Here is a 24,970-nt window from a genome sequence, read left to right as displayed (position 1 = left end):
AGTGTTAATTCCCAAAAACAAATAAAACAAAACTAAAAACAAAACTAAAAACAAAAAACGGCCGATATTTATCAGCCGTTTAAGTGGGGTGGCTAACGCGGCTTGAACGCGCGACCTTCTGAACCACAATCAGATGCTCTACCGACTGAGCTATAGCCACCATGTGCATGAAACATAATGAAACACAACGAATCACACAACAAAGGGATACTATACACTATTTTTTATTTCCACGCTAGTCCACTACTTTTCGGCGCGTCGCTATTAGAACACATAAATTCAATACTCAATGACACAATAGGCTTATGAGTTCTTACGATTACGCGCAACAAAGCAATTCAAACACCCGCATTTTTGGCTCAATCACGCAAAAAAACAACACTACTGCCTTACTTCTTGGCTCCGGTGAACTAGGTAAGGAAATTGCGATTGAACTTATGCGATTAGGCGTACGCGTGTGCGCTGCAGATAGCTACGAAAACGCTCCAGCAATGCAAATAGCTCACGAATATTACGTGCTAGATATGTCGAACCCGCAAGAATTGCAAGAACTTATTTCAAATGTAAAGCCTGACATTATCATTCCAGAAGTTGAAGCTATTGCTACTAAAGTTTTGAAAGATGCTGCTAAAAAGAATATTCAAGTCGTTCCTAGCTCAGATATTGCCGCGATTGCAATGGATCGCGAGCGCTTGCGTAGGATTGCGCACGAAGATTTAGGACTACCTACTACACCGTATCGTTTTGCTTCATCATATGAAGAATTAGAGGATGGAGCTAAAAAAGTTGGATATCCTTGTGTAGTTAAGCCTATTATGAGCTCTTCTGGGCACGGTCAGTCAATAGTTCGCAGTTCTGAAAATTTGCTTGCAGCTTGGAATGAAGCTCAGCATGGCAGGCGTGCTGCAGCTGGTCATGAAAATGAGTGTTCACGCGTTATTGTTGAAGCTTTAGCTCCGCTTGATTATGAGCTTACAGTACTCACAATAAGCTCTTGCGCAGGAATTACTACTTGCGAGCCGATTGCTCAGCGTCAGCAAGACGGGGATTATAGAGAATCTTGGCAACCTGCGAATATTACTGAATCAATTCGCACTAATGCGAAAGATATTGCAAAGCGCGCTGTAGAAGGTTTAACTGATATTGCGCAAAAAGCTAGCGAAACAGGTTTTGGCATTTATGGAGTTGAGCTATTCGTATTAAAAGATGGCTCACTATTATTTAACGAACTTTCACCTAGACCACACGATACCGGCATGGTAACTATGATTTCGCAATATTACAGCGAGTTTGCATTGCACGCATTGGCTATTTTGGGAGTCCCAATTACATCTAACTATACTGAGCTTTCTTTGAAAAATAATGAAGTTGCGGCCAGCCATGCAATTGTTATAAATGGGAATGGGCCAATCGGATTTACTAATATCCCTAAAGCTCTTGATACAACACAAGTGGATCAAGATAGCGCAGAAAATCAAAAGACTTCAGAAAATCATGATGGCGAAGAAAAAAATAGTGAAAACATGCGTTTAGGTTTGCGAATCTTTGCCAAGCCTGAAGTTCATGGTCGAAGAAGAATGGCTGTAGCATTAGCTACTGGAAAAAACGAAAATAGCGCACGCTTAAATGCGACACGCATCGCATCTTTGCTACAGACAAAATAAACATATGTTAAAGACGTTGGAAATAAAGGAATATTTAAATTTGCAAATCGCTGATTTTCAATAATTTTCAATGTTTACGTAATAAAAATGTAGGTAACAATTGTTAGTCTAAACGTGCTGGCTACGGTCAGGTAAACCTACAAATATTGTTGGTTTGCGCCTACAACTATGTATGCACAAAGAGAGGCGAGTCAATGGAAAAACTTGACAAGTTGTATGAAGGCAAAGCCAAAAAACTGTATGCTACCGATGACACCAATGTGCTCTGGGTTGAATATATGAACCAGGCTACTGCTGGTAACGGTCTGAAAAAGGCTCAAATCGCCGGTAAAGGCAGTTTGAATAACAGGATTACTTCCCTACTATTCCATCTGCTCGAGGCTCGTGGAGTAAAAAGTCACTTCCTCGGACGTATTTCAGATACAGAACAACTCGTGAAGCGTATGCGCATGTTCCCACTAGAAATCATAATGCGCAATACTGCAGCTGGATCCTTCGCAAAGCGTTATAACGTTAAAGAAGGAACTCCTTTGAAGAAGCCATTATTGGAATTCTGCGTGAAATCCGACGAACTTGGCGATCCATTTATTAATCCTGAAGGCGTTGTAGCTCTTGGATTAGCAACAGATGAAGAGATGGCAGAAATTACTCGCCAGGCTCATGCTGTTAATGATGCATTGCTTGATGTTTTCTCTAAGATTGACGTTCAACTTGTTGACTTCAAGATTGAAGAGGGCGTAGACGCGCAAGGAAATATTCTTCTTGCCGATGAAATTACTCCAGATACTTGCAGACTTTGGGATAAGCGCAACTCTGACTCAGATTCTTCTCATGTAAGCCACTTAGATAAAGACTTATTCAGACGAGATTTAGGCGATATAATCCCAGCCTACGAAGAAATCTATAGCAGACTGAAATCTCTTGCTCAAAGCGAAGGTTTGGATTGTTCTGAAATCAATCCAAACGAGTATGAAAAACACTAGATAATTTTGTGGCTCGCATCCTCAACTGGGTGCGAGCCATGTGCGTTCTTAAGAAGAACAAAAACTAAAAAACAAACAAAAAACTTAAAAATAAAAACTTAAAACAACAAAACAACAAAACAATAAAACTTAAAATATAAATAGAAGCAACAGGAATACAGCAAACAAATACAAGGCAGGTTCACCGTGGTATTTCGCGTGTATGTAGAAAAGCGATCCGGTTTTGCAGTAGAAGCGCAACAACTTCTCCACGAGCTTAAAGAAATTCTTGGTATGAGCGCGTTAACTTCAGTGCGCGTAATTAACAGGTATGACGTTGAAGGTATTTCGCAAGAATTATTCCAAACAGCAGTTCAAACAGTATTAAGCGAACCTCCTGTTGACAATACTTATGACTATCTTCCTATTAATACGTCTGAACACGTATTTGCAATAGAATTTTTGCCTGGCCAATTTGACCAACGCGCACAATCTGCTAGCGAATGCATTCAGCTTATTAGTCAAGGCGAACGCCCTCAAGTTCGCAGCGCAAAAGTAATCGCTCTTTCTGGAAATCTTAGTGAAAAAGATATTGAAACAATCAAACACTATGTAATTAATCCTGTAGAAGCACGAGAAGCGTCTCTTGATACGCTTACTACTCTTAAAACTGAAAGCATAATTCCTTCAGATGTTGAAGTGCTTAATGGCTTTAACAATTTAGATGATTCAGGCTTAGAAGAATTCATTAATTCTCGCGGTTTAGCAATGGATTTAGCAGATGCAAAATTCTGCCAGCAGTATTTCCAAGAAGAACAGCGAAATCCTACTATTACTGAGATTCGAGTTATTGACACGTATTGGTCTGATCATTGCCGTCACACGACTTTTGGCACTGAGCTTACCGATATTTCTATTGACGATAGCACTGTTCAAGAAGCATTTAACCGTTATCTTGATTTGCGAAAAGAATTAAATCGCGAAAATAAGCCTATTTGCCTTATGGACATGGCAACTATTGGCGCAAAATACTTGAAGCATACTGGCGAGTTGAAAAATTTGGATGAATCTGAAGAAATTAACGCTTGCACAGTAAAAGTCAAAGTAGACGTAAATGGTCACGACGAGGATTGGCTGTTCCTATTTAAAAACGAAACACATAATCATCCTACAGAAATTGAGCCTTTCGGTGGAGCTGCAACTTGCATTGGCGGCTGCATTCGAGATCCTCTTTCCGGTAGATCTTACGTTTATCAAGCAATGCGAGTCACGGGCGCTGCAGATCCGCGCACTCCTATTAGCGAAACCTTAAACGGTAAGCTTCCACAACGCAAAATCGTAACTTCCGCTGCTGCAGGTTATTCTTCATACGGAAACCAAATTGGTTTGGCAACTGGCGAAGTTCATGAACTTTATCACCCTGGATACGTTGCTAAGCGCATGGAAGTTGGAGCAGTTGTAGCTGCTACCCCAGCGGATCACGTGCGCAGAGAAACGCCTAGCGAAGGAGATGTAATTATTCTTCTTGGCGGACGTACCGGACGTGATGGAATTGGCGGCGCAACCGGCGCTTCTAAAGCCCAAGATACGGATAGTATTGAAGAGTGCGGAGCTGAAGTACAAAAAGGTAACGCTCCTATTGAACGCAAACTACAACGACTTTTCCGTAGAAAAGACGCTTGCAGACTTATTAAGCGTTGCAATGATTTTGGCGCAGGCGGCGTTTCTGTTGCAACAGGAGAAATTGCGGACGGCTTGGTTATTAACTTAGATAAAGTTTCTAAGAAATATGAAGGACTTGACGGAACTGAACTTGCTATTTCTGAATCCCAGGAGCGCATGGCAGTAGATGTTGCTTCAAATGACGCTAACGAATTCTTGGAATACGCGCGCGAAGAAAATCTTGAAGCAGAAATTATTGCTACTGTTACTAAAGAAGCTCGAATGCGTATGACTTGGCGAGGAAAAACTATAGTCGACTTAAGCCGAGCATTCTTAGCATCAAACGGAGCTCCAAAACAGCAGATTTTGCATGTAGAAAGTGGAGAAAACTACGAAACTCCATGGCAGAATCAATCAGATTTGCCATTAGAAAAGCGCATGAACGCCTTAGTTTCAGATATTAATATTGCTTCAAATAAAGGCTTGTCTGAAAGATTTGATTCAACTATAGGTGCCGCAACTGTTTTAATGCCTTTCGGTGGCGTAAATCAGCTTACTCCAGCTCAAGCTATGGTTGCTAAATTCCCGGTATTTGGTAAAACAAACACTGCTTCTGCAATGGCTTGGGGCTTTAATCCATACTTAATGGAAAAGAATCAATTTACTGGAGCTTATATTTCTGTTGTGGAATCTTTAGCTAAGCTTATTGCTACTGGTTTTACTCGCGAGCGCGCTTATTTGAGTTTGCAGGAATATTTTGGAAAGCCTCAAGATGTTCCTGAGCGTTGGGGTAAACCAGCTGCAGCAGTTCTTGGTGCATTAAGCGCACAAATTGATTTTGGTGTTGGAGCTATTGGCGGCAAGGATTCTATGAGCGGCAGCTTTGAGAATCTTGATGTTCCTCCAACTTTGATTTCATTCGCTGTTTCTACAGGAGATGCTCGTTTAACAGTTTCTCCAGAATTTAAGGGTGTAAATCATCGTGTTATTCGCATTTGCCCTAAATATAAATCTGATGGAATTACTCCAGAACGCGAAAGTTTCTTAGAAGCATTACGCGTTATGCAGAATCTTACGCAATCTAAAAAAGCTTTAGCTGCTTCTACTCCAGGTTATGGAGCGAGCGCAGAAAGCTTGTTTAAGATGACTTTAGGAAATCGCATAGGCGTTGTCTTGCAAAATATTAGCGACGACGATTTGTTCTCTAACGCATACGGATCATTCTTTGTTGAACTTGCAAACGAAGCCGATATTCCAGAAAGTTCCGAAAACGTTACTATTAGCGTTATTGGAACGACTTGCAAAGATTATTCCTTAACTTCTGCTTCTGGCGAATGCGTTGATTTAAACGATTTGCAGCAAGTTTGGGAATCTCAGATGGAAAACATCTTCCCTTACAAGCATGCTGGAAATGGAAAAGAAGCTAATCAGCAAGTTGCAACAATTAGCGCTAAGACAAGAGTTTCTAAGCATAATCACATGCGTTCTCACCGTTTGAAGCCGCTTTCTCATCCGCGCGTTATTATCCCAGTTTTCCCGGGTAATAATTGCGAGTACGATACTCAAGCTGCTTTTGAAAAAGCCGGAGCAGACGCTCATACGCTTATTATTAATAATTTGAGCGCAAAAGATATTGCACAGTCAGCTAAACAGTTGGTTGAAGAAATTAAGAAGAGTCAGATTGTAATGATTCCAGGCGGATTCTCTGGAGGCGACGAGCCGGATGGTTCTGCAAAATTCATTACAGCATTCTTTAGAAATCCTGCTGTTAGCGATGCGGTTCGCGATTTGCTTAATAATCGCGATGGCTTAATGCTTGGTATTTGTAATGGTTTCCAAGCTCTTATAAAACTTGGATTAGTACCATTTGGAGATATTGTGCCAATTGATACTGAATGCCCAACTCTTACTTTTAATACTATTGGACGCCATCAAAGCCGTATTGTTCATACTCGTGTAGCTTCAAATATTTCTCCATGGCTTGCAAATACGCAAGTTGGCGATGTTCATTCTGTAGCTATTTCTCACGGAGAAGGCAGATTTATTGCAACTCCTGAAGTTATGAGCGCTTTGATTGCAAATGGTCAAGTCGCAACTCAGTATGTTGACATCAATGGTCAGCCTTATATGGATCTTGATGTGAATCCGAATGGTTCTGTTATGTGCGTAGAAGGCATTACAAGCCCAGACGGTCGAGTTTTCGGCAAAATGGGTCATTGTGAGAGAAGCGGTGATGGCTTATATGTAAATATTCCTGATTTTAAAGCTCAAGATTTGTTCTCAGCTGGCGTGGAGTACTTTACTGCATAGTTAAAAATTAAAAGCTGTTAGCTGGTAGATAATTACTGCCAGCTAACAGCTAAAGAAAGTTGAATAAATATACAAGATTATTTTAAATAAAAGTGTCTTAATCATTGAAATATACTTGATTACGGGTGCTTATACAGTTGCTTATACTGTTACTTATGAAGTTGCTTAAAAAGTGACTGAAAATAGGGGGTGTAGATGTCTGCAGAGCTTGAAGATATCCATGAAGAATGCGGCGTTTTTGGCGTTTGGGGTCATCCAGATGCTGCAAGACTTACTTATTTTGGATTACATGCGCTTCAACATCGTGGTCAAGAGGGTGCTGGGATTGTATCTAACGATGATGGGCACTTGCACGGACACAGAGGACTCGGATTATTAACCCAAGTTTTCAGCAATGAAAAAGTTATGGATCGTCTTACCGGTAACCGGGCTATTGGTCATGTGCGATATGCTACTGCTGGTTCTGGAAGCGTTGATAATATTCAACCTTTCTTATTCCGTTTCCACGATGGAGACGTAGCTCTTGCACATAATGGAAATTTGACGAATTGCACTAGCCTGCGTAATTCTTTGGAAGATGAAGGCGCAATATTCCATTCAAATTCTGATACTGAAATATTAATGCATTTAATTCGTCACTCTAGTAAAGCAACTTTTATGGATCGCTTAAAAGAAGCTTTACAAACTGTTCATGGCGGTTTCGCTTACTTATTGCTTACTCAAGACGCATTAATTGGAGCAACTGATCCAAATGGCTTCCGCCCTCTTTCGCTTGGTCGTATGAAAAACGGCGCGTACGTGCTTGCTTCTGAAACTTGTGCGCTTGATATTGTGCGAGCAGAGTTTATTCGCGATATTGAGCCTGGCGAAATTATTGTTATTAATGACGATGGCTACACTATTGAGCAATATACAAAGCACGTTCAGCATGCAGTATGCTCAATGGAATTTATTTATTTTGCTCGCCCAGATTCTAATATTTACGGTATTAATGTTCATTCTGTGCGAAAGCGCATGGGTGCACGTTTGGCTAAAGAATCTCCTGTTGAAGCAGACATGGTTATTGGAGTGCCTAATTCTTCACTTTCTGCTGCCGCGGGATATGCTGAAACAAGCGGAATTCCAAACGAAATGGGATTGATTAAAAATCAGTATGTTGCACGCACTTTTATTCAACCGACGCAAGAATTACGCGAGCAAGGTGTTCGTATGAAACTTTCTGCTGTTCGCGGCGTGGTTGCAGGAAAACGCGTTATCGTTATTGACGATTCAATTGTTCGCGGAACTACTTCTAAGCGCATTGTGCAATTGCTTCGAGAAGCTGGAGCTAAAGAGGTACATATGCGTATTTCTTCTCCTCCGCTTAAATATCCTTGCTTCTACGGTATTGATATTCAAACCACAAAGGAACTTATTGCAGCAAAGCATTCAGTCGAAGAAATTCGCGAGTATATTGATGCTGATTCCTTAGCATTTTTGTCTTTAGATGGATTAGTCGAGTCGATTGGATTAAAAAAGCCTGCTCCTTATGGCGGTTTGTGTGTTGCTTACTTTAATGGCGACTACCCTACTGCACTAGACGATTACGGCGAAGAATTCTTGGCTTCACTTACTCCTGAAGAACGCGAACATTTGCAAGAAGTAAGAAAACATAGTAAATATTCGCACGAAAATCTTATATAATTTAATATTTTAATCGTTTATTAATTTAATTGTTTATTGCAATTTATAAATAAAACTTAAGAAAATACTTATAACATAGTTATGAACATAGTTATGAAAGGAACCGATATGCCACACGCATATGAAGAAGCTGGCGTAAGCGTAGAAGCAGGATACGAAGTAGTACGTCGTATTAAATCTCATGTGAATCGCACGAAGCGCCCAGGCGTTGTAGGTGGCATTGGCGGATTTGGCGGCTTATTTGATTTGGCATCTCTTGGTTACAAAGAGCCAGTGCTGATTTCTGGTACGGATGGCGTTGGAACCAAGCTTGTGATTGCAAAAATGATGAATAAGCATAACACCATTGGCATTGATTGCGTTGCAATGTGCGTAAACGATATTGCAGCTCAAGGTGCAGAACCGCTTTTCTTCCTCGATTACATTGCGTGCGGAAAAAACAATCCTGAAATACTTGAGCAAGTAGTTTCAGGCGTTGCAGATGGTTGCGTGCAATCAGAAGCAGGTTTAATTGGCGGAGAAACTGCAGAAATGCCTGGAATGTACGACGAAGACGAGTACGATCTTGCAGGTTTTGCAGTAGGCGTTGCAGAACGTTCAAATATTGTTGACGGCTCCACTATTACTGCCGGCGATGTGCTTATAGGACTTCCTTCTTCGGGAGTTCATTCAAACGGATTCTCTCTTGTTCGCAAAGCTTTGTTTGAAGAAGCAGGTTTTAGCGTTGACACCAAGCTAGATGAACTTGATGGCAAAACGCTTGGCGAAGTTCTTCTTGAACCTACTCGAATCTACGTAAAAGCCTTAAAGCCACTTTTTGCTGAGCATCTTATTAAGGGAGTTGCTCATATTACAGGCGGCGGATTTATTGAAAATGTTCCACGCATGTACGCAGATGATTTGGCTGCAAAAATTAACACTTCAAGCTGGAACGTTCCACCTATTTTTGGCGTTATTGAAAAAGCTGGAAAAGTTGTGCACTCTGAAATGTTCAACGTTTTTAATATGGGCATTGGCATGGTTTTGGCAGTTGATGAAAGCCGAGCAAACGAGGCAATGCGTATACTAAACGAGCATAACGAAACAGCTTATATTATTGGCAAAATGGCTAAACGCGAAAACTCTGCAGTTGAGTTGATATAAGTAAAAAATAGTCTAAACAACAAATACGCAAAACAATAAGCAGCAAAATAGTAAGCAGCAAAATCTTAAAGCAATAAAGGATTAAAAATGAAAGTTTTAGTAGTTGGTTCTGGCGCTCGCGAACATGCTATTGCACACGCGCTACTTAAAGGAGAAAGCGTTGAAGAAGTAACTGTTGCTCCTGGAAATCCTGGTATTGCAGCAGATGGCATTCAAACTGCAAACATAAATCAATCAGATCATGCAGCTCTTATTAAGTTCGTTAAAGAGCACAACTACGATTTTGCGTTCATTGGTCCTGAAGTGCCGCTTATGAATGGCATTGTTGACGATTTTGAAGCGCATGGAATTGCTGCTTTTGGTCCAAACAAAGCAGCAGCTCAAATTGAAGGCTCTAAAGATTTCGCAAAAAAGCTTATGGCTCGTCACAACGTTCCAACTGCCTCCTATAAAACATTTGATGCTTTGGAACCGGCACGCGCATACGTTCTTGAGCATGGTGCTCCAATTGTTATTAAAGCGGATGGTTTGGCTGCTGGAAAAGGCGTTACTGTTGCTATGGATGAGCAAACAGCAGTTGAGGCTTTGGAAGATATTTTCGTCGATCATCGTTTTGGTCAAGCCGGAGCAAAAGTTGTTATTGAAGAATTTTTGCAAGGTCAAGAGTTTTCACTTATGAGTTTCGTAAGCGGAACTGATTTTTGGGTTATGCCTATTTCTCAAGATCACAAGCGCGCTTATGACGGCGACAAAGGACCAAATACTGGTGGCATGGGAGCTTATAGCCCTGTTCCACAAATTAGCGACGAAACAGTTAAGCGTGCTATCGACGAAATTGTGCGCCCAACTGTTGAAGGACTAGCTAAAGAAGGTACACCTTTTACTGGCGTGCTTTATGCTGGCTTAATTGATACAGCAACAGGTACTAAAGTTATTGAGTTTAATGCTCGTTTTGGAGACCCAGAAACAGAAGTTGTACTTCCACGTCTTACTTCAGATTTTGGTGCAGCTATATGGGATATTTTGCAACATAAAAATCCTACTTTTACTTGGAAAAATAGCGGTGTTACGCTCGGCGTAATCATTGCTAGCGAAGGCTACCCTGGCACTTTAGTTACCGGAACTCCTCTTCCTCAAATTCCTGTTGACGAAAATCAAGGTCAGCACGTGTATTATGCAGGAGTAAAAAGCGATGAAGAAAGCGAAAAACTTCTTACTTCTTCAGGCAGAGTAGCTCTTGTGCAAGTGCATGGAGACGACGTAAAAGACGCTCAGAATAACGTCTACAGCATATTAGATAAGCTTAATCTTCCGCATATGTTCTTTAGGCATGATATCGCATCTAAAGCTTTAAAATAAAAGACAAATGTCTAAAACAATAAAGCTTTGTCTTTAGAACAATAATGCTTTAAATAATAAGGCTTTAGCTTTGTCTTTAGAACAAGAAGTCTTTAAATAAAGCTTTAAATAATAAGGCTTTAGGATTTTAAGTAATTAGAATTCTAAAGCCTTAACGCTAAGTAACGCGCAACTTACATATCACGCGTCTTTTTTATGCCCGCTTTGCAAAGTTTTCACCATTTCTAATAATTGCTTAGGCTTCGTTTCAGGCAAATAAGAGTTTGTGACAGCTAGCGAAATTTGAGCTAATTTTGCAGAATCCTGATAGCAAATATACACAGGACTTGCATCAGGCTGGAATTTCTTTTTGAAGAAATACAGTGATTTAAATCCATACGCAGGCTCCAAAATATCTGAAACCATTGTTAGAGCATGCTTTATTATGTCATTATCTTGAGCGTTCTGCGGCATTGATTTATCACCATTATCCGCATCATCCATTCCAGCTAAAGGCGCTGCCGACAAGCTCATAAATTCAATTTCAGAATCTGGGTTATCTATCCCCTCATCACGCAATCTTTCAGCCATTCTAGCTATAAGAAATTCCATGATTCCATTAGGACTATCAGTACGATGTCTCATAAAATCAAGAGTCCAACCAACAACCTTATTATTTTTATAAACAGGCATCCAACTTGTAACGCCCAAAACGCGATTATGCAAATCAATAGCGTAAAGAATCATAACTCTAGGGTCTTGCAATTCTTCAATTCCACCAAGAGTAAATTTCATCTCAGGCAACGCTTTAAGCTCAGCCCATTCTTCAGAGATCTCAACAATTTGCTGCTTAATATCAACTGGAGCACTGTCAAAGCTGCTTAAAATATCAGTAATGCCTTCTCGCTTAGCCTTATTAATAGCAGTGCGAATATCCTGCCATTTTTTGCCACGCGTCTGCCAACCGCTTGGATTAACAAGCATTTCTGTACCGACTTTAATAGAATAGAATCCCAATTCTTCCAATACTTTACGCTGATCTTCATGAACAGCATAGAACACAGGAGTCCAAGAATTATTCTCGCAGAATTGTATGAATCCACGTAAACTTTGATTATATTCGTTTCTTTCGCCGAAAGGACCAGTAAGAGTAAGAGCTATTCCATATTTCACGCGGTAAGCGATTCCCGATTTTCCACTTGAAGAAAACCAATAATGATTTCCAGACCAAGTGGTCATAAAACTCATGCTTTCTCCGCCAAGCTCCACTAATTTGCTTGCTTTCTTACGATCGTCTTCGCTTAAAACAATCATAGTTCTAAACCAACGTAAGCAAACCAATAGCATAACAATCCAGAAAATTACGCCTACGCCTTGCATAATAACAGAAGTTAGAATTGTTTTTGGCAAAAGCATAACTCTAGTTCTGCTGCCAAATCCCATTGGCATCCATCTTCCTGGAAGATCACTTAACAAGTGATATAAACTAGCTTTCGGTAAGAATTTTTTAGGCATTAATAAACCGTAGGAAATATACCCTGCAGCAGTTATTAGCAAAGTGGACAAAATAATAACAAGTCCAATTATGATCTGACGTTTATCTGTTTGAATTGGGAAATGCTTAATACTTAATACCAAAGAAATTGCAATAAGAATAGGAGGCAATGCAGTTAACGCAAACGCTACAGTAACCGCACTATACTTGTGATGCGCGCTTTGCAAATATATAAGCAAAGGCAAAATCGTAAAGTATGTTATTATAAATATTGCCGTAATAGCATTAACTATTATTGCTGTCCATGCTGCAAGCCGTCTTCCATGAAGCAAACCCCAAGCTATTAAAAGCATTACAATCATTGGCAATGCTGCGCGAACTAATAATCCTGTAAAAGCAGCATGCTGTAAGCCAGAATGAAGTATGCAATTAGCTGAAGTTGAATTCGTCATGCATCTAGTAAGCCACGATTTGCCACCTAATTCTGGAGACATAAACAAACCAAGCATAGTTAGTATGCCTGCATGAGATTTAGACGAAAGAGCCAGAATAGGTCCGATTGCCATAACTACTTGTGTTATTGCAAACAGTCTTCTAACTTCGTAATCAGTACCATGCCACCAACTATTTGACTTATTTTCTGAAGAATGAGTTATAAGCTTTCCAATAGCATGACCGCTTAAAGCAGCAAACATAGTGCAATAATCCCCTGGATTGCCACTGTATAGCATCATTGCAAAAGTTATAGTGTAGCCGAGCACCAACATTCTTCTTCGCAAAAGAATTGACTTATAAGAAGCAGATGCCATAAACACGCCTACTAATAACGTGAATGGCGAAAGATGTATAGGTATTCGTCTAATCCATCCTAAACTACTGATTATTGCAGAAAGCCCGCCTATAAGAACTAAGCCAAATATTATTCCAAAAATAGTGCTAATAATTGAAATCCAAAGAATGCGAAGTTTTCTTATGTGATTTTCTGCTAAACCAATCAATATGATTGCAAGAATTGCATTCACTACAAGAGACAAAAAACTATCGACGTAAATAAGCGTTTTTAATAGTTGTGAAATAAGTATAGGAATATTATTGTGCCCAAAGAATAAAGCACTTCCTATTTTCGGCTTTTTATAAAGAAATAATTTAGAAAGAGTTGCCTCAGGGCCATGAACGTATAAGTGCGTTATTGAAGTCGAAATCCAATTAACTACATTTAGAATAATTAAAATTGCAGCCGTATAAGTTGCAAGAACACGTTTTTTAATCCATACAAGCATGTCCTTATACAGAACTCTCATATGGTTAGCTTGTGGTGAGGAAGCGCGTTTCATAATTACTCTCGTTTCACTAACTGTTCTTTAACGATTTTTATGTCTTTATATGAAGTAAGAGAAGGAAGTTTGCTAGAAATACCTGTACGCTTGCAAAAACGGTCAATTGCTACACTCAATCCTGCTTTTACAGTATGCCAATCATGACCATGCCCATTTGCAATCATTGTAATAACGCTTATGCCTGATTTATGCGCAGCTTTAGCAATTGATTCTTGACTTTTTTGAGATTCCACATCAAGTTGACCTGCAACTGAATAGTAATACTGATTCAATGGAGCTTGAAGAGCCATAATAGTAGAAGGAACATGATTCTCATACGCTTGGGCGTCACCATTGAAATAACGGTCTATAGTTTTTTGACGATCTATATACGTTGGCTCTAATTCTCCAGAAGCTGCAAAGATATTTCCATAAACATCAGGATGAGCTGGAACTAATTGAGTACTGCAAGTTCCTCCTTGAGAGAATCCTCCCATCATCCAAAAGTCAGGATTATTGCTTACAGGTAGATTTTCCTTAATCCAATTAGGTACATCTTTAGTAAGATAAGTTTCCGCATTTCCATAAACTGTAGTATCTGCACAAAGAGAATTATGCGATTGGTTACCGTTTTGATCCGGAGAAACAACTATAGGCGCAAGACCGTTGTGTTTACTAGCGTAATCGTCAAGAGTTGCAACAATATTACTTGCAGAAAAGAATCTATTAGGGCTTCCTGGCTGACCTGCTAGCATAACCATAACCGGCAATCTAGGAGGATTCTTTACTAATGCTGCAGGAGGCAGATAAACATTCGCTATACGAGCTTCAAAATGCGATTTTGTATTAGGTATTTTTACAGATCTTGTAATTCCTTTTGAAGGAATCGTAGGCAATTCATTTTGTTCCGCTAAATTATTCCATTGCTCAATTGTCATATGAGGACTTTTTTTCATAGATTTTTCTAATTTAGGATATCCGCCTAATCCAAAAATAGATCCAATCGTTGTGTATTCGCCATAGATTATGTCTACTTGTAAAGCTGTGCTTATTAATACGAAGAAAATCGTGACTATTGAAATAATGCGCAATGTTGAGCGCGTCATAATGGCAGATGAAATTGCAAATCCTAAAAAGCCAAATCCGGCTGCAATACTTAGCATAACAAGTATTCCGACGCTTACTCCGAAAACCATAAAAACGTCTGAAATAAGCCAGATTATAAGCCACCCAACAAAGAACGATATAACAGATATTCCAAGTTTTACAAGAGTTGGTATGACATATTTTTTCTTTTTACCCCAATTAGACTTACAACATAACAATATTATTATTCCTAAGCCAGTTAAGCCAAAAACGCTTATTGGTAACCATCCTTGTATAAGACTGATAGATTCCAGCGATTTCATAATATTAACGTTCCAAGTCCTTATCTATTGCAAAATTCATACGTAGCTAATATAGTTCTTTCCCCTAATATTTTTCTATAAAATTTCTATAATTTTTCTATAAAGTTTCTATAATTCACTCCATAAATTTAAGTATTTTTAACAGTTTAATAGTAAAAACAATCGCATTAAGTTTAATCGTCCTTAAGTATGAAAGTCATATTTGTTTTAATCTATGACGACAGGAATAAATATAATGTTTTAGTATTGCATTTTCTCGTACAGATTATATACGAGTTTATTTTCTAAGAATGATTGAATGATTGGAATAGATTATGGACAAAACCACAGTTGAGTCTTTAAAAAGCGAAAAGAAAGAGGGTGAAATTAAAAATTTCTTTAAACGCTTACAAGCAATATTGGGTAAGTGTCGTATAACAATTCCACGCTGGCTTTATATTGTATTTTTCATTATTAACGATATTGCAATTATTGTTATTCTTCATACTGGTGTTCAAACCGGTAATCGCGAGCAAGTTTGTACAAGCTTAAGACAAAATCTTTCTAGGATGATTAAAGGAATATGGAAGGATTTGAATTTCATATTCATTTTGAACATGCTTATTGTCGCTGCGATTTATGCATTATTGCTTTTTATAACTAATCGCTTTTGGATTACTTCTATGATACTTCTTTCAGTTTCAATGGTTATTGCAACTGTTGAATACATGAAAATATTTGTACGCAATGAAGCTATTCTTCCAGCAGATTTGAATTTTTTGCAAAGTGATACTGGCAATATTTCAACATTCTTACCATATAATGCGCATAGAGTTATTTCGTATGCAGTTATTGGGATAATTTTCTTTATTTTACTTTTTATATCCCTTAATTTTATAGATAAAAACCATGGAAAAGTAGTTTGGTTTAAACGTAAAAGTCTTAGATACGGCGTCCGCGGCGGTATTTTCGCATTCATATTCTTAATATTTGCGTTATATGTTGCGTTTGTTGGAACTGTCGGATCTGCTGCAAATTCTTTTAACAAATTCATGGGCGATTTCCCAGTAATGTGGGATTCAGCATATGATGCTCAAACAAATGGACCTTTAGTTGCATTCTTTAGGCAAGTTAATACAAAGGTAATGCAAAAGCCTGCAAATTATAGCGAAGCCACTATGAAAGAAGTTGTAGCTCGTTATGAAAAGCAAGCTAATAAGCTTAATGATTCTCGAAAGAATAAGATTAATAACAGTACGGTTATTATGATTCTTTCAGAAAGCTTTGCGAATCCTGAGCGCGTTCCTGGTATTTCTTTCAATAAAAAGGTTATTCCTTTCATTGACGATTTAAAGAAGAATACTGATAGCGGTCTTATGCTTTCTTCAGGATACGGCGGTGGAACTGCAAATCTTGAGTACATGTCTATTACAGGCTTGAGTATGGTTAATTTCGATCCTTCTCTTACTAGCCCTTATCAGCAATTAGTGCCGAATACTTCATGGACTCCTACTATTAATCGATATTGGAATAATGGTAAAGATTCTTTAGCTTTCCATCCGTTTGAGCCGTCTATGTATTTGCGAGCTAAGAATTATAAGCGGTTTGGATTTACTAAGTTTTATTCGCTAAGAGAGCCAGACGTCATAGCTTATCAAAATCATATTGATTCAACTCCTTATGTTTCAGACGAATCTGCTTACGATAGCGTTTTAGATTCGATTAAATTGAAGAAAACTCCAGAATTCATACAATTGGTGACAATGCAAAATCACATGCCTTATAACAACTGGTATAAGGATAATGATTTCAAGGTTTCTTCTACTGATTCCAAGAAGCCTTTAGGTGTTGAGGAATCTTCAATAATTCAAACATATGCTAAAGGTGCTAATTACACTGATAAAGCTACAGAGAAATTCCTCAAGAGCTTAGATGAATTAGATAAGCCAGTTACAGTGTTGTTCTATGGAGATCATCTTCCTGGAGCGTATTCCACTGCTAGTGCAAATAAAAATAACTCTCTTGTTTTGCACTTAACTGATTACTTTATTTGGTCTAATAAAGCTTCTAGAGAAGAGCTGAAGTCTGAGGAAAAGACTGCTAAAAAGTCTGAGGAAAAGACTGCAGAAAAGACTTCAGAAAAATCCTCTGAAAAGTCCTCAAACAAGTCTGATGAAAAGACTACAGAAAAGACTGCTAAAAAGTCTGAGGAAAAGACTGTTGCGAATACTGCTGCTAAGACAAATCAGTACTCTTCTCCTAACTTCTTCATATCGCAAATTGCAAGTCATATGAATGCTAAAGTTTCTCCTTATGTTGCTTTCTTGACTAAATTGCATGAACACATTAGTGCTATGGAACCACCTGTAGTTAATAGTGTGCAAACGTGGTATAGAATTCCTGCAGGTCAGTCGATTTATCTTGACAATAGCGGTAAGCCAATGGCTTATTCAGATATGGATAAAGAAACTAAGCAATTATTAGAAGATTACAGGCTTATACAATACGATATTACAGCTGGAAAGAATTACGTTCGTAATACTGACTTCTTTAAAATGCCGTAATTCATATAACTTAAGCAAAATGTAAAACTACCATAAATCGCACTACGTGTTTAAACATGCGGTGCGATTTATTTTATAAAGTTAAATATTTGATTAATAAAAGTTAAATATTTGATTAATATCTTTACTCACAAATTTATATGATTAAATCATGGAAGTTATGACGTTATAACATATACTTAACATATACTTTAAAGGCAGATTATGCGTTAATATTGCTTTATATACAAGTTTTAATAAAAATTTGTATGCAAGCTTTATTACACACTATATATAACAAGCTTTATCGAGCTTTACCGAGCTTTATCTAGCTTTATCGAGTACGTGTCGCTGAAAGGATCGCTAAATATGGTAGGAGTTCAGCCAGTTAGAAGGCATACTAAGCAAAAAGAAACAGTTTTAGAATATTTACGCGAATCACGTAATTTCGTTTCAGCACAAGAATTGCATAGGTTACTTGCAGAGAACGGTGAAATCATTGGACTCGCAACTGTATACCGTCAGCTTAATTCACTTACTCAAAGCGGAGAAGTTGATACAGTTAGATACAACGGACAACAGTTATTTAGAATATGCGACGAAAACACTCATCATCATCATCTCGTTTGCGAACAATGCGGTAAAACTGTTGATATAGAGCCGCCTGACGATGAAGGTTGGATTAACAAAATCGCACAATCTCACGGTTATAGCGTTGTAGATCACACTCTTGAAGTATTCGGTTTATGCCCAGACTGTCGCAAATAATCTTATTATTTTTGATTATTAAATAAAAAAATTGATTATTTAGCGAGTGTTATATTACATATTTGCTATACTAGCTTTTTGCGCCTCTGTAGCTCAATGGATAGAGCAACGGCCTTCTAATCCGTTGGTTGCGCGTTCGAATCGCGTCGGGGGCACTTTTTTATATGCTTTTTGCTTTTAATACACAACTATTCTCTATTCTCCTTAGCTTTGCGTAAAGTTAGCATTGCATGTCATGGGAGGTTATTGTGCCAGAAGCAAAACCAATTGTTGCAGTCGTAATGGGATCCTCTAGTGATTGGGAAACCATGCGTCATGCTTGTGAAATTCTAGACAGATTCCGTGTTCCTTATATGAAACAAGTTATTTCCGCACATCGCACACCAGAATTAATGGCAGATTTTGCTCATAGTGCGCGTGCAAACGGATTCCATGTGATTATTGCTGGAGCTGGAGGAGCCGCCCACTTACCTGGAATGATTGCGGCACAAACCACACTTCCTGTTATTGGCGTGCCAGTGCGCTCGCATGCGCTATCAGGCTGGGATTCATTGCTTTCAATAGTACAAATGCCAGGAGGTATTCCTGTTGCAACTACTGCAGTTGGAAACTCCGGAGCAACAAACGCTGGATTGCTTGCTGTAAGCATTTTAAGCACAACTGATAATCGTCTTGCTGATGAACTAGCAGAATATCGCAATGAATTAAAAGAAAAAGTTGAGGAATCAAATGCCAACCTTATCTGAAGTCACTAATGGCGCTGTTGAACGTTTAATGCCGGGAGCCACTATTGGAATTATTGGCGGCGGTCAGTTGGGTCGCATGATGGCTATTGCAGCTCGCCATATGGGTTTTCGTATTGGTGTTCTTGATCCAACACTTGACTGCCCTGTTTTCCAGGTAGCAGATTTGCAAGTTGAAGCCAATTACGACGATCCAGAAGGATTGCGCGAGCTTGCTGAGCGTTGCGATGTATTAACTTACGAATTTGAAAATGTTAACGCAGACGCACTTGATAAAGTTCGTCATTTAACTGCAATTCCTCAAGGAACTGACTTATTGCGCGTAACTCAAGATCGCGTAAGTGAAAAAACCTTTATCAATAGTCATGGAATCGAAACAGCTCAATGGCGTGAAGTAAATAATTTAGATGACTTAGATGCTGCTATTGACGAAATAGGCTTGCCAGCAATTCTTAAAACTCGTCGCGGTGGCTATGACGGTCACGGTCAAGATGTTTTGCGCACAGAAGAAGATGTTGCAAATATTCACCATCGCGCGGATCGCGGCGGAAAATTCCCTCCTTCAATTCTCGAAGGTTTCGTCGATTTTGCTTTCGAAGCATCAATCCTTGTTTCAGGAAACGGTAAGGATTTCGTAACTTATCCTCTAGTGAAAAACGTGCATCACAATAGTATTTTGCACATGACTTTGGCTCCTGCAGTAGTTGATTCTGAAGTTGAAAAAGCAGCTCATGAATTAGCTTTGCGCTTAGCTAAAGGATTCGAATTAGCAGGAACGTTAGGAATTGAGCTTTTTATCACTAAAGATAATCGCGTAGTAGTAAACGAGCTTGCTCCTCGCCCTCATAATTCCGGACATTACACGATTGAAGCTTGCGATATGGATCAATTCGAAGCACATATTCGCGGTATTGTTGGATGGCCTTTAAAGAAGCCTAAGCTGCTTTCCCCTGCTGTTATGGTAAATGTTCTTGGTCAGCATGTAGCTCCTACGCGTTCGCTGATTTTGGAACACCCAGAATGGCATGTGCACGATTACGGCAAAGCTGAGGTTCGTAAGAATCGCAAAATGGGTCATATTACTGTACTCTGCGATAATCCTGTTGAAGCTGCAGCAGCATTGGATGCTACAGGATGCTGGGATGACGAATTAGACTAATTATGTATAAGTAATTCTGTATAAGTAATAAAAAACGTATAGAGTAAATAAAACGTATAAAATTTACTCTATACGTTTTATTTACTCTATATCGCTATATCGTTCGCTATATATCTGTATTTCTATATATATTTCTATATCGCTATATTGATATATCGCGTTTTATTTATTCTATATCGCCTAATTTCTCAATCAGTTTCATGTTTTCGCGATAGTCCACAGGGCAAGCAATCACGTCAACTCCTGATTTTTGAGCTAATGCTTCGCGAAGCATATTGTATAAATCTTCAGGTTTCTTAACAACAGCTCCACGCGCTCCGAAGCTTTCTGCAAGCTTTACAACGTCAGGATTATGGAAGTCAACATACTCATGCTCTCCTGCATGCAAATCCATCTTCCACTTAATTAATCCATACGCATTATCTTCCCAAACCAAAATCACCATGCGAGCTCCAACTCGCACAGCAGTTTCAATTTCTTGCACATTCATCATGAAGCTGCCATCACCCATAACAGCTAAAACAGGATTTGTATTCCTCTTGCCTTCGCTATTTAAAATAAACGACGCTCCAACGGCTCCAGGAAGAGTCCATGCCATAGTTGAAAGGCTATTATCGATTATGCAAGTATTCGGATGCATAGTTGGATACAATCTAGCCATCCACATTTTCAAAGCACCCGTGTCAACAAGCACAGTAGTTCCTTCTGGAACAGCTCTTCGAGTGTCATACACAATTCGCTGTGGCTTCATTGGCATACTATCGTCGTTTGCGCAAGAATGCAATTCATCGCTTAACATTTGACGAATACGAGGATGACTTACATCAAACGTAATATTTTGCTTCTTTAAAACAGATGTAAGAGCTAATAACGTCTGACTAATATCTGCCATGATATTTAGCGAAGCGGAATAGTGAGCATCAGTATCTTCCACAAAAGTGTTTATGTGGATAATAGTTTTATCATTATTAGGATTGATTTTCTTAGGATCAAATTGTTGAATAGAGAATCCTACCGCAATAATTAAGTCTGCAGTATCGAAAGCAAAATTCTCATAATCGCGATGCATAAATCCAACAACGCCTAAAGCATTAGGATGAGCATCAGAGAATACGCCTTTACCCTCAAAAGTAGTAGCTACAGGCACATTAAGCTGTTCTGCAAATTCACGCAATTCTTCTTGCGCATGAGATCTTGCAACACCGTTTCCTGCAAGTATGATTGGTCGTTTTGCATTTTTAATAATCGACGCTGCTTCGTCAATAGTGTCCTGCGCTGGGAGAATATGCAAAGGACGAGGCAATGCGAGCGGCTTGGCATCGGCAGGAGCTGGCATTTCGCTAATATCTTCAGGAATAACAAGGCATGTTGCACCTGGACGTTTACGCTGCGCAATTGAAAATGCTTTTCTAACCATTTCAGGAGCAGCAACAGGCGCAAGCATCATAGAAGACCATTGTGTTATAGGTTGGAATAACGAAACTAAGTCAATAATTTGATGCGATTCCTTATACAAGCGAGATACGTTTCCTTGAGCGCATAATGCAACAAGAGGAGTAGTGCTCGCGTTTGCTTGAGCTACAGGAAGAGTTAAATTCAAAGCTCCAGGTCCAAGAGTTGCAAGGCATACGCCAGGCTTTCCAGTTATATGAGCATATGTTGCTGCCATAAATCCAGCGCCCTGCTCATGACGAGTTACTATGAAACGAATATGACCATTTCTTTCAATAGCTTCAAGAAGCGGGATATTTTCTTCGCCTGGAATACCAAAAATAACTTCAACGCCTTCGTTTACTAAACACTCAACAATCAAATCAGCAGTATTTTTCTTATGATTGCTTTTAACAGAGCTATCAACGCTAGAACTATTTGCGCTATTTAAACTACTTACGCTATCTACTTGCGATTCGTTATTTTTATTTTTGGAATCAATAACTTCTTGGTTAAGTTCATTTTCCATAACAGTTGCTTCTCGCTTCTTATGGTTTTGGGCCGCTAAATTCTTTTCCATTATAGTATCCGTATTCCCATCGTTAGCATTCATAGTATGTTGCGCGTGTCTTATAAAAAGGTCGGAATTTTAATAGTCCGATTTTTGCTATTAGCACTTGGATTTAAGGTCGATTTACATTGCAATTTCAATGATTTTGTCGGAAATAAAAACAAAAAATAGGTGCCGTTTACGGTACACTTGAAAGAGTTTTGTAATTTGTCACGGAGGAAGAATGCGACGCTGGCTTCTTAACTTAGTCAAGTGTGAAACTATCCTTATCGTGGCTACGATTTTGGCTATTATTTCTTGCTTCTTCGTAAAGCCTGATGCGCAATATCTTAGCTATGTTCATACTAATACTATTGCGCAGCTTGTTGGCTTAATGATGGTCGTATGCGGATTCCAGCGTATAGGCGTTTTTCGTAGTATTGGATCGCGCCTACTTAGGCATGCTAAAACTGAGCGCGGCTTAGTTATAGTGCTTATGTCGTTGACTTTCTTCTCATCAATGTTTATTACAAACGACGTAGCATTAGTTACTTTTGTGCCATTCGCTCTTTCTGTATTAGTTATGGCTAATGCCGAAGAACACTCTATTTTAGTTATTACGCTTATGACAATCGGCGCAAATGTTGGAAGTATGCTTACGCCTATTGGAAACGCTCATAATCTATATTTGAAAGCCTTAACGAAAAAGTCTACAGGCGAATTTATGGGCATTATGGCTCCGTATACTCTTACTGCAGCATTGTTAATGGTTGCTTTCGCGTTCGTGTTTTTCAAGTCGCGCAGAGTAGACGAATTTTCTGGTTTGCAAGGCGATGATATTGAGCAAAATGTTCTTGCTCCTTCTCATGGAAAACCTAAGCCGGATGAAATTCGATTAATGGGCTATGGAACAGGTTTTAGCAAATGGCGAGTAATTGTTTATAGCATTCTTTTCGCAATCTGCTTATGCGGCGTAGCTGGCTGGATTCCAGATTGGGCAATGATACTTTTAATCGTTATTGCTTTTATAATTTGCGATCGTCATGTATTCCGCTCTCTTGATTGGGCATTGCCACTCACATTTATTATGTTCTTCATCTTCATTGGAAATATGCGAAGAGTGCAAGGCTTTACTGAGATTGCTCAAATGTGGGTTGGAACTCATCCTATGGAAGTTTCAGTTGTTTCAAGCCAATTTATAAGCAATGTGCCAACTACTATCTTGCTTTCGGGATTCTGCAATAAGTGGAATCAGCTTATTATTGGAACTAACTTAGGCGGCATGGGAACGCTTATCGCTTCTATGGCTTCATTGATTTCTTACAAAGGTATTACTAACAAATATCCGCATCATAAAGGTAGATATTTGCTTATGTATACTTTAGTAAATATCTTATTCTTAGCTGTTTTAATAATACTTGCATGGATTATAAATAATCAGTAGCAAATAAAATCAGTAGCAGATATTTAGAAATCGCGCAATAACAATAACGCAATAAAAATAGCGCTATAGAAATTAGGCTGTAAAAATCACGCAATCCCGCGATGTATTATCGGAACCATTTTACGTATAACTTCTACACCCTGACCGCGCAAAACCAAATCTTCTCCCTGCGAGCATCTATAAACTTCAGGAGGCTCACAGTATCCATTAGAGATATTGTTATGGAATTCTTCTCGCATGCCATCCAAGAAAGATTGACAGATAATATCTGAAGCTCCATAAATAGCAACATCGTGCAAATTAAGCAATCCTACTGGAACAGACATTATACGGCCTAAAGTACATCCTGCATCATGAAGGATTTTATCCCTATTTTCAGGATTTTCCGCTATACGATTTCGTAGAATCGGCTCAGAAAGCACTGATTCTAAGCATCCTCTCCTACCGCAATTGCAAACATCGCCGTCTGGATTAACAATAATATGACCTATTTCTCCAGCTGAAAAAGTCGATCCGCTAACGATTTTGTCATTTATATAAAGACTTGCACCAACTCCGCCGCTTACTGTAATAAGCATTGAATTTTCTGTAGCTCGCCCGAAGAATCTTTCTGCAACAAGCGAAACACTTGTATCGTGACTCACTATTGTTGGGATACCGGTTGCATCTTCAATAATTTTCTTAATCGGAAAATCAGTTAAATTAAGACGCACTGATCTTACAACAGTCCCATCTTTATTAACTATTCCTGCAAGCGCTACGCCTATTCCTAAAATATTTCTTTCAGTAGCAGAAGCAAGATTATGGCATAGCTCAATAATTTTATTTACTTTTTCTTCATCAGTATTTCCACTAGAAACTTCGATTCGCTTAATAATGCTTCCGCACAAATCCATAATAGCGCCTTTAAAAGCGTACGAATCAGACAAATCTAGAACTATAACTCTCCAATATGATGTGTCTATAGCCAGTACTTTTGAACGCTTTCCACGTCCTTCACGCATATCATCTCCAACTTCGCGAAGAATATGATCTCGTATCATCTCTCCTGTTACTTCGCTTGTTGCCATTCGCGAAAGACCGATTTTATTGCCCAATTCCACTCGTGGCATTTGTATAGTTGGAAAAAGCAAGTTAAAAATTGCTGAAATATTATTAACACGAATATCTGAAGGTAATTTCTTCATTAGTTCATTGCTCATCTCTTCCTCCGCTAAATAAAAGCACAAGCACTGCCACATTGTAGTTACGTGTAATATTTAAAAACGCTTACTTCATTATATTACTTTTAAACATTTTGTCAATAATCTTTACTTTTGTTTATATTATTCAAAACTAGCTATTTTAAGCCAATCTCAAAGCTAATCTCAA

At 38.8% G+C, this 24,970-nt stretch carries 15 protein-coding genes and 2 tRNA genes; 12 read left to right on the top strand and 5 right to left on the bottom strand.

Going from position 1 to position 24,970, the window contains the following annotated elements; translation table 11 throughout:
- Positions 1-84: 84 nt before the first annotated feature.
- Positions 85-160: transfer RNA gene (locus tag BFS05_RS00215), tRNA-His, on the bottom strand.
- Positions 161-305: 145 nt separating this feature from the next.
- Between BFS05_RS00215 and purT the strand changes: the two genes are divergently transcribed.
- The 6 genes from purT (at position 306) to purD (ending at position 10,783) form a co-directional block, all read left to right on the top strand.
- Complete coding sequence (gene purT, locus BFS05_RS00210) at positions 306-1,664, top strand: formate-dependent phosphoribosylglycinamide formyltransferase (protein WP_103084077.1); 1,359 nt, start codon at positions 306-308, stop codon at positions 1,662-1,664.
- A 194-nt stretch (positions 1,665-1,858) separates the two neighbouring features.
- Positions 1,859-2,647 carry a phosphoribosylaminoimidazolesuccinocarboxamide synthase gene (gene purC, locus BFS05_RS00205; protein ID WP_103084076.1) on the top strand — a complete coding sequence of 263 codons (789 nt, stop codon included), beginning with the start codon at positions 1,859-1,861 and terminating at the stop codon, positions 2,645-2,647.
- Positions 2,648-2,833: 186 nt separating this feature from the next.
- On the top strand, positions 2,834-6,598 hold the full coding sequence (locus BFS05_RS00200) for a phosphoribosylformylglycinamidine synthase (RefSeq protein ID WP_103084075.1): 3,765 nt from the start codon (positions 2,834-2,836) through the stop codon (positions 6,596-6,598).
- Positions 6,599-6,793: 195 nt separating this feature from the next.
- Positions 6,794-8,281 carry an amidophosphoribosyltransferase gene (gene purF, locus BFS05_RS00195; RefSeq protein WP_103084074.1) on the top strand — a complete coding sequence of 496 codons (1,488 nt, stop codon included), beginning with the start codon at positions 6,794-6,796 and terminating at the stop codon, positions 8,279-8,281.
- 108 nt (positions 8,282-8,389) lie between these two features.
- A complete protein-coding gene (gene purM / locus BFS05_RS00190) occupies positions 8,390-9,424 on the top strand; it encodes a phosphoribosylformylglycinamidine cyclo-ligase (RefSeq protein ID WP_180978545.1) in 1,035 nt (344 codons plus the stop codon).
- Between the two features lie 87 nt (positions 9,425-9,511).
- The gene (gene purD / locus BFS05_RS00185; protein ID WP_103084073.1) at positions 9,512-10,783 is read left to right on the top strand and encodes a phosphoribosylamine--glycine ligase; all 1,272 of its coding nucleotides are present in this window, start codon (positions 9,512-9,514) and stop codon (positions 10,781-10,783) included.
- 180 nt (positions 10,784-10,963) lie between these two features.
- Here the strand turns inward: purD and BFS05_RS00180 are convergent, their stop codons facing one another.
- A complete protein-coding gene (locus BFS05_RS00180) occupies positions 10,964-13,591 on the bottom strand; it encodes a bifunctional lysylphosphatidylglycerol flippase/synthetase MprF (RefSeq protein ID WP_103084072.1) in 2,628 nt (875 codons plus the stop codon).
- A 2-nt stretch (positions 13,592-13,593) separates the two neighbouring features.
- Entirely contained in the window at positions 13,594-14,982 is a 1,389-nt protein-coding gene (locus BFS05_RS00175) for an alpha/beta hydrolase-fold protein (RefSeq protein ID WP_103084071.1), read from the bottom strand.
- Positions 14,983-15,296: 314 nt separating this feature from the next.
- Between BFS05_RS00175 and BFS05_RS00170 the strand changes: the two genes are divergently transcribed.
- From BFS05_RS00170 to purK, 5 genes are all read left to right on the top strand, one after another.
- On the top strand, positions 15,297-17,525 hold the full coding sequence (locus BFS05_RS00170) for an LTA synthase family protein (protein WP_103084070.1): 2,229 nt from the start codon (positions 15,297-15,299) through the stop codon (positions 17,523-17,525).
- A gap of 348 nt (positions 17,526-17,873) precedes the next feature.
- Entirely contained in the window at positions 17,874-18,272 is a 399-nt protein-coding gene (locus BFS05_RS00165) for a Fur family transcriptional regulator (protein WP_103084069.1), read from the top strand.
- Between the two features lie 82 nt (positions 18,273-18,354).
- A tRNA-Arg gene (locus BFS05_RS00160) sits at positions 18,355-18,427 on the top strand.
- 126 nt (positions 18,428-18,553) lie between these two features.
- Complete coding sequence (purE, locus tag BFS05_RS00155) at positions 18,554-19,018, top strand: 5-(carboxyamino)imidazole ribonucleotide mutase (RefSeq protein ID WP_374703749.1); 465 nt, start codon at positions 18,554-18,556, stop codon at positions 19,016-19,018.
- A complete protein-coding gene (purK, locus tag BFS05_RS00150) occupies positions 19,002-20,174 on the top strand; it encodes a 5-(carboxyamino)imidazole ribonucleotide synthase (RefSeq protein ID WP_103084067.1) in 1,173 nt (390 codons plus the stop codon). The genes purE and purK overlap by 17 nt, the downstream gene beginning before the upstream one ends.
- Positions 20,175-20,340: 166 nt before the next feature.
- Here the strand turns inward: purK and BFS05_RS00145 are convergent, their stop codons facing one another.
- Positions 20,341-22,185: an acetolactate synthase large subunit gene (locus tag BFS05_RS00145; protein ID WP_258004155.1), complete on the bottom strand. Its 1,845-nt coding sequence runs from the start codon at positions 22,183-22,185 to the stop codon at positions 20,341-20,343.
- A 214-nt stretch (positions 22,186-22,399) separates the two neighbouring features.
- On the opposite strand from BFS05_RS00145, the gene BFS05_RS00140 reads away from it, so the two are divergent.
- Positions 22,400-23,599 (top strand): SLC13 family permease, encoded by a 1,200-nt coding sequence (locus tag BFS05_RS00140; protein ID WP_103084066.1) that lies wholly within the window; start codon positions 22,400-22,402, stop codon positions 23,597-23,599.
- Positions 23,600-23,685: 86 nt separating this feature from the next.
- Here BFS05_RS00140 and BFS05_RS00135 read toward each other — a convergent pair whose 3' ends face one another.
- Complete coding sequence (locus tag BFS05_RS00135; RefSeq protein ID WP_258004154.1) at positions 23,686-24,801, bottom strand: ROK family protein; 1,116 nt, start codon at positions 24,799-24,801, stop codon at positions 23,686-23,688.
- Between the last annotated feature and the right edge of the window lie 169 nt (positions 24,802-24,970).

The sequence above is a fragment of the Gardnerella coleohominis genome, from assembly GCF_002896555.1.
Classification (GTDB): domain Bacteria; phylum Actinomycetota; class Actinomycetes; order Actinomycetales; family Bifidobacteriaceae; genus Bifidobacterium; species Bifidobacterium vaginale_F.
Note: the sequence above shows the minus strand (reverse complement) of the source record. Positions and strands in the feature narration are given on the sequence as shown.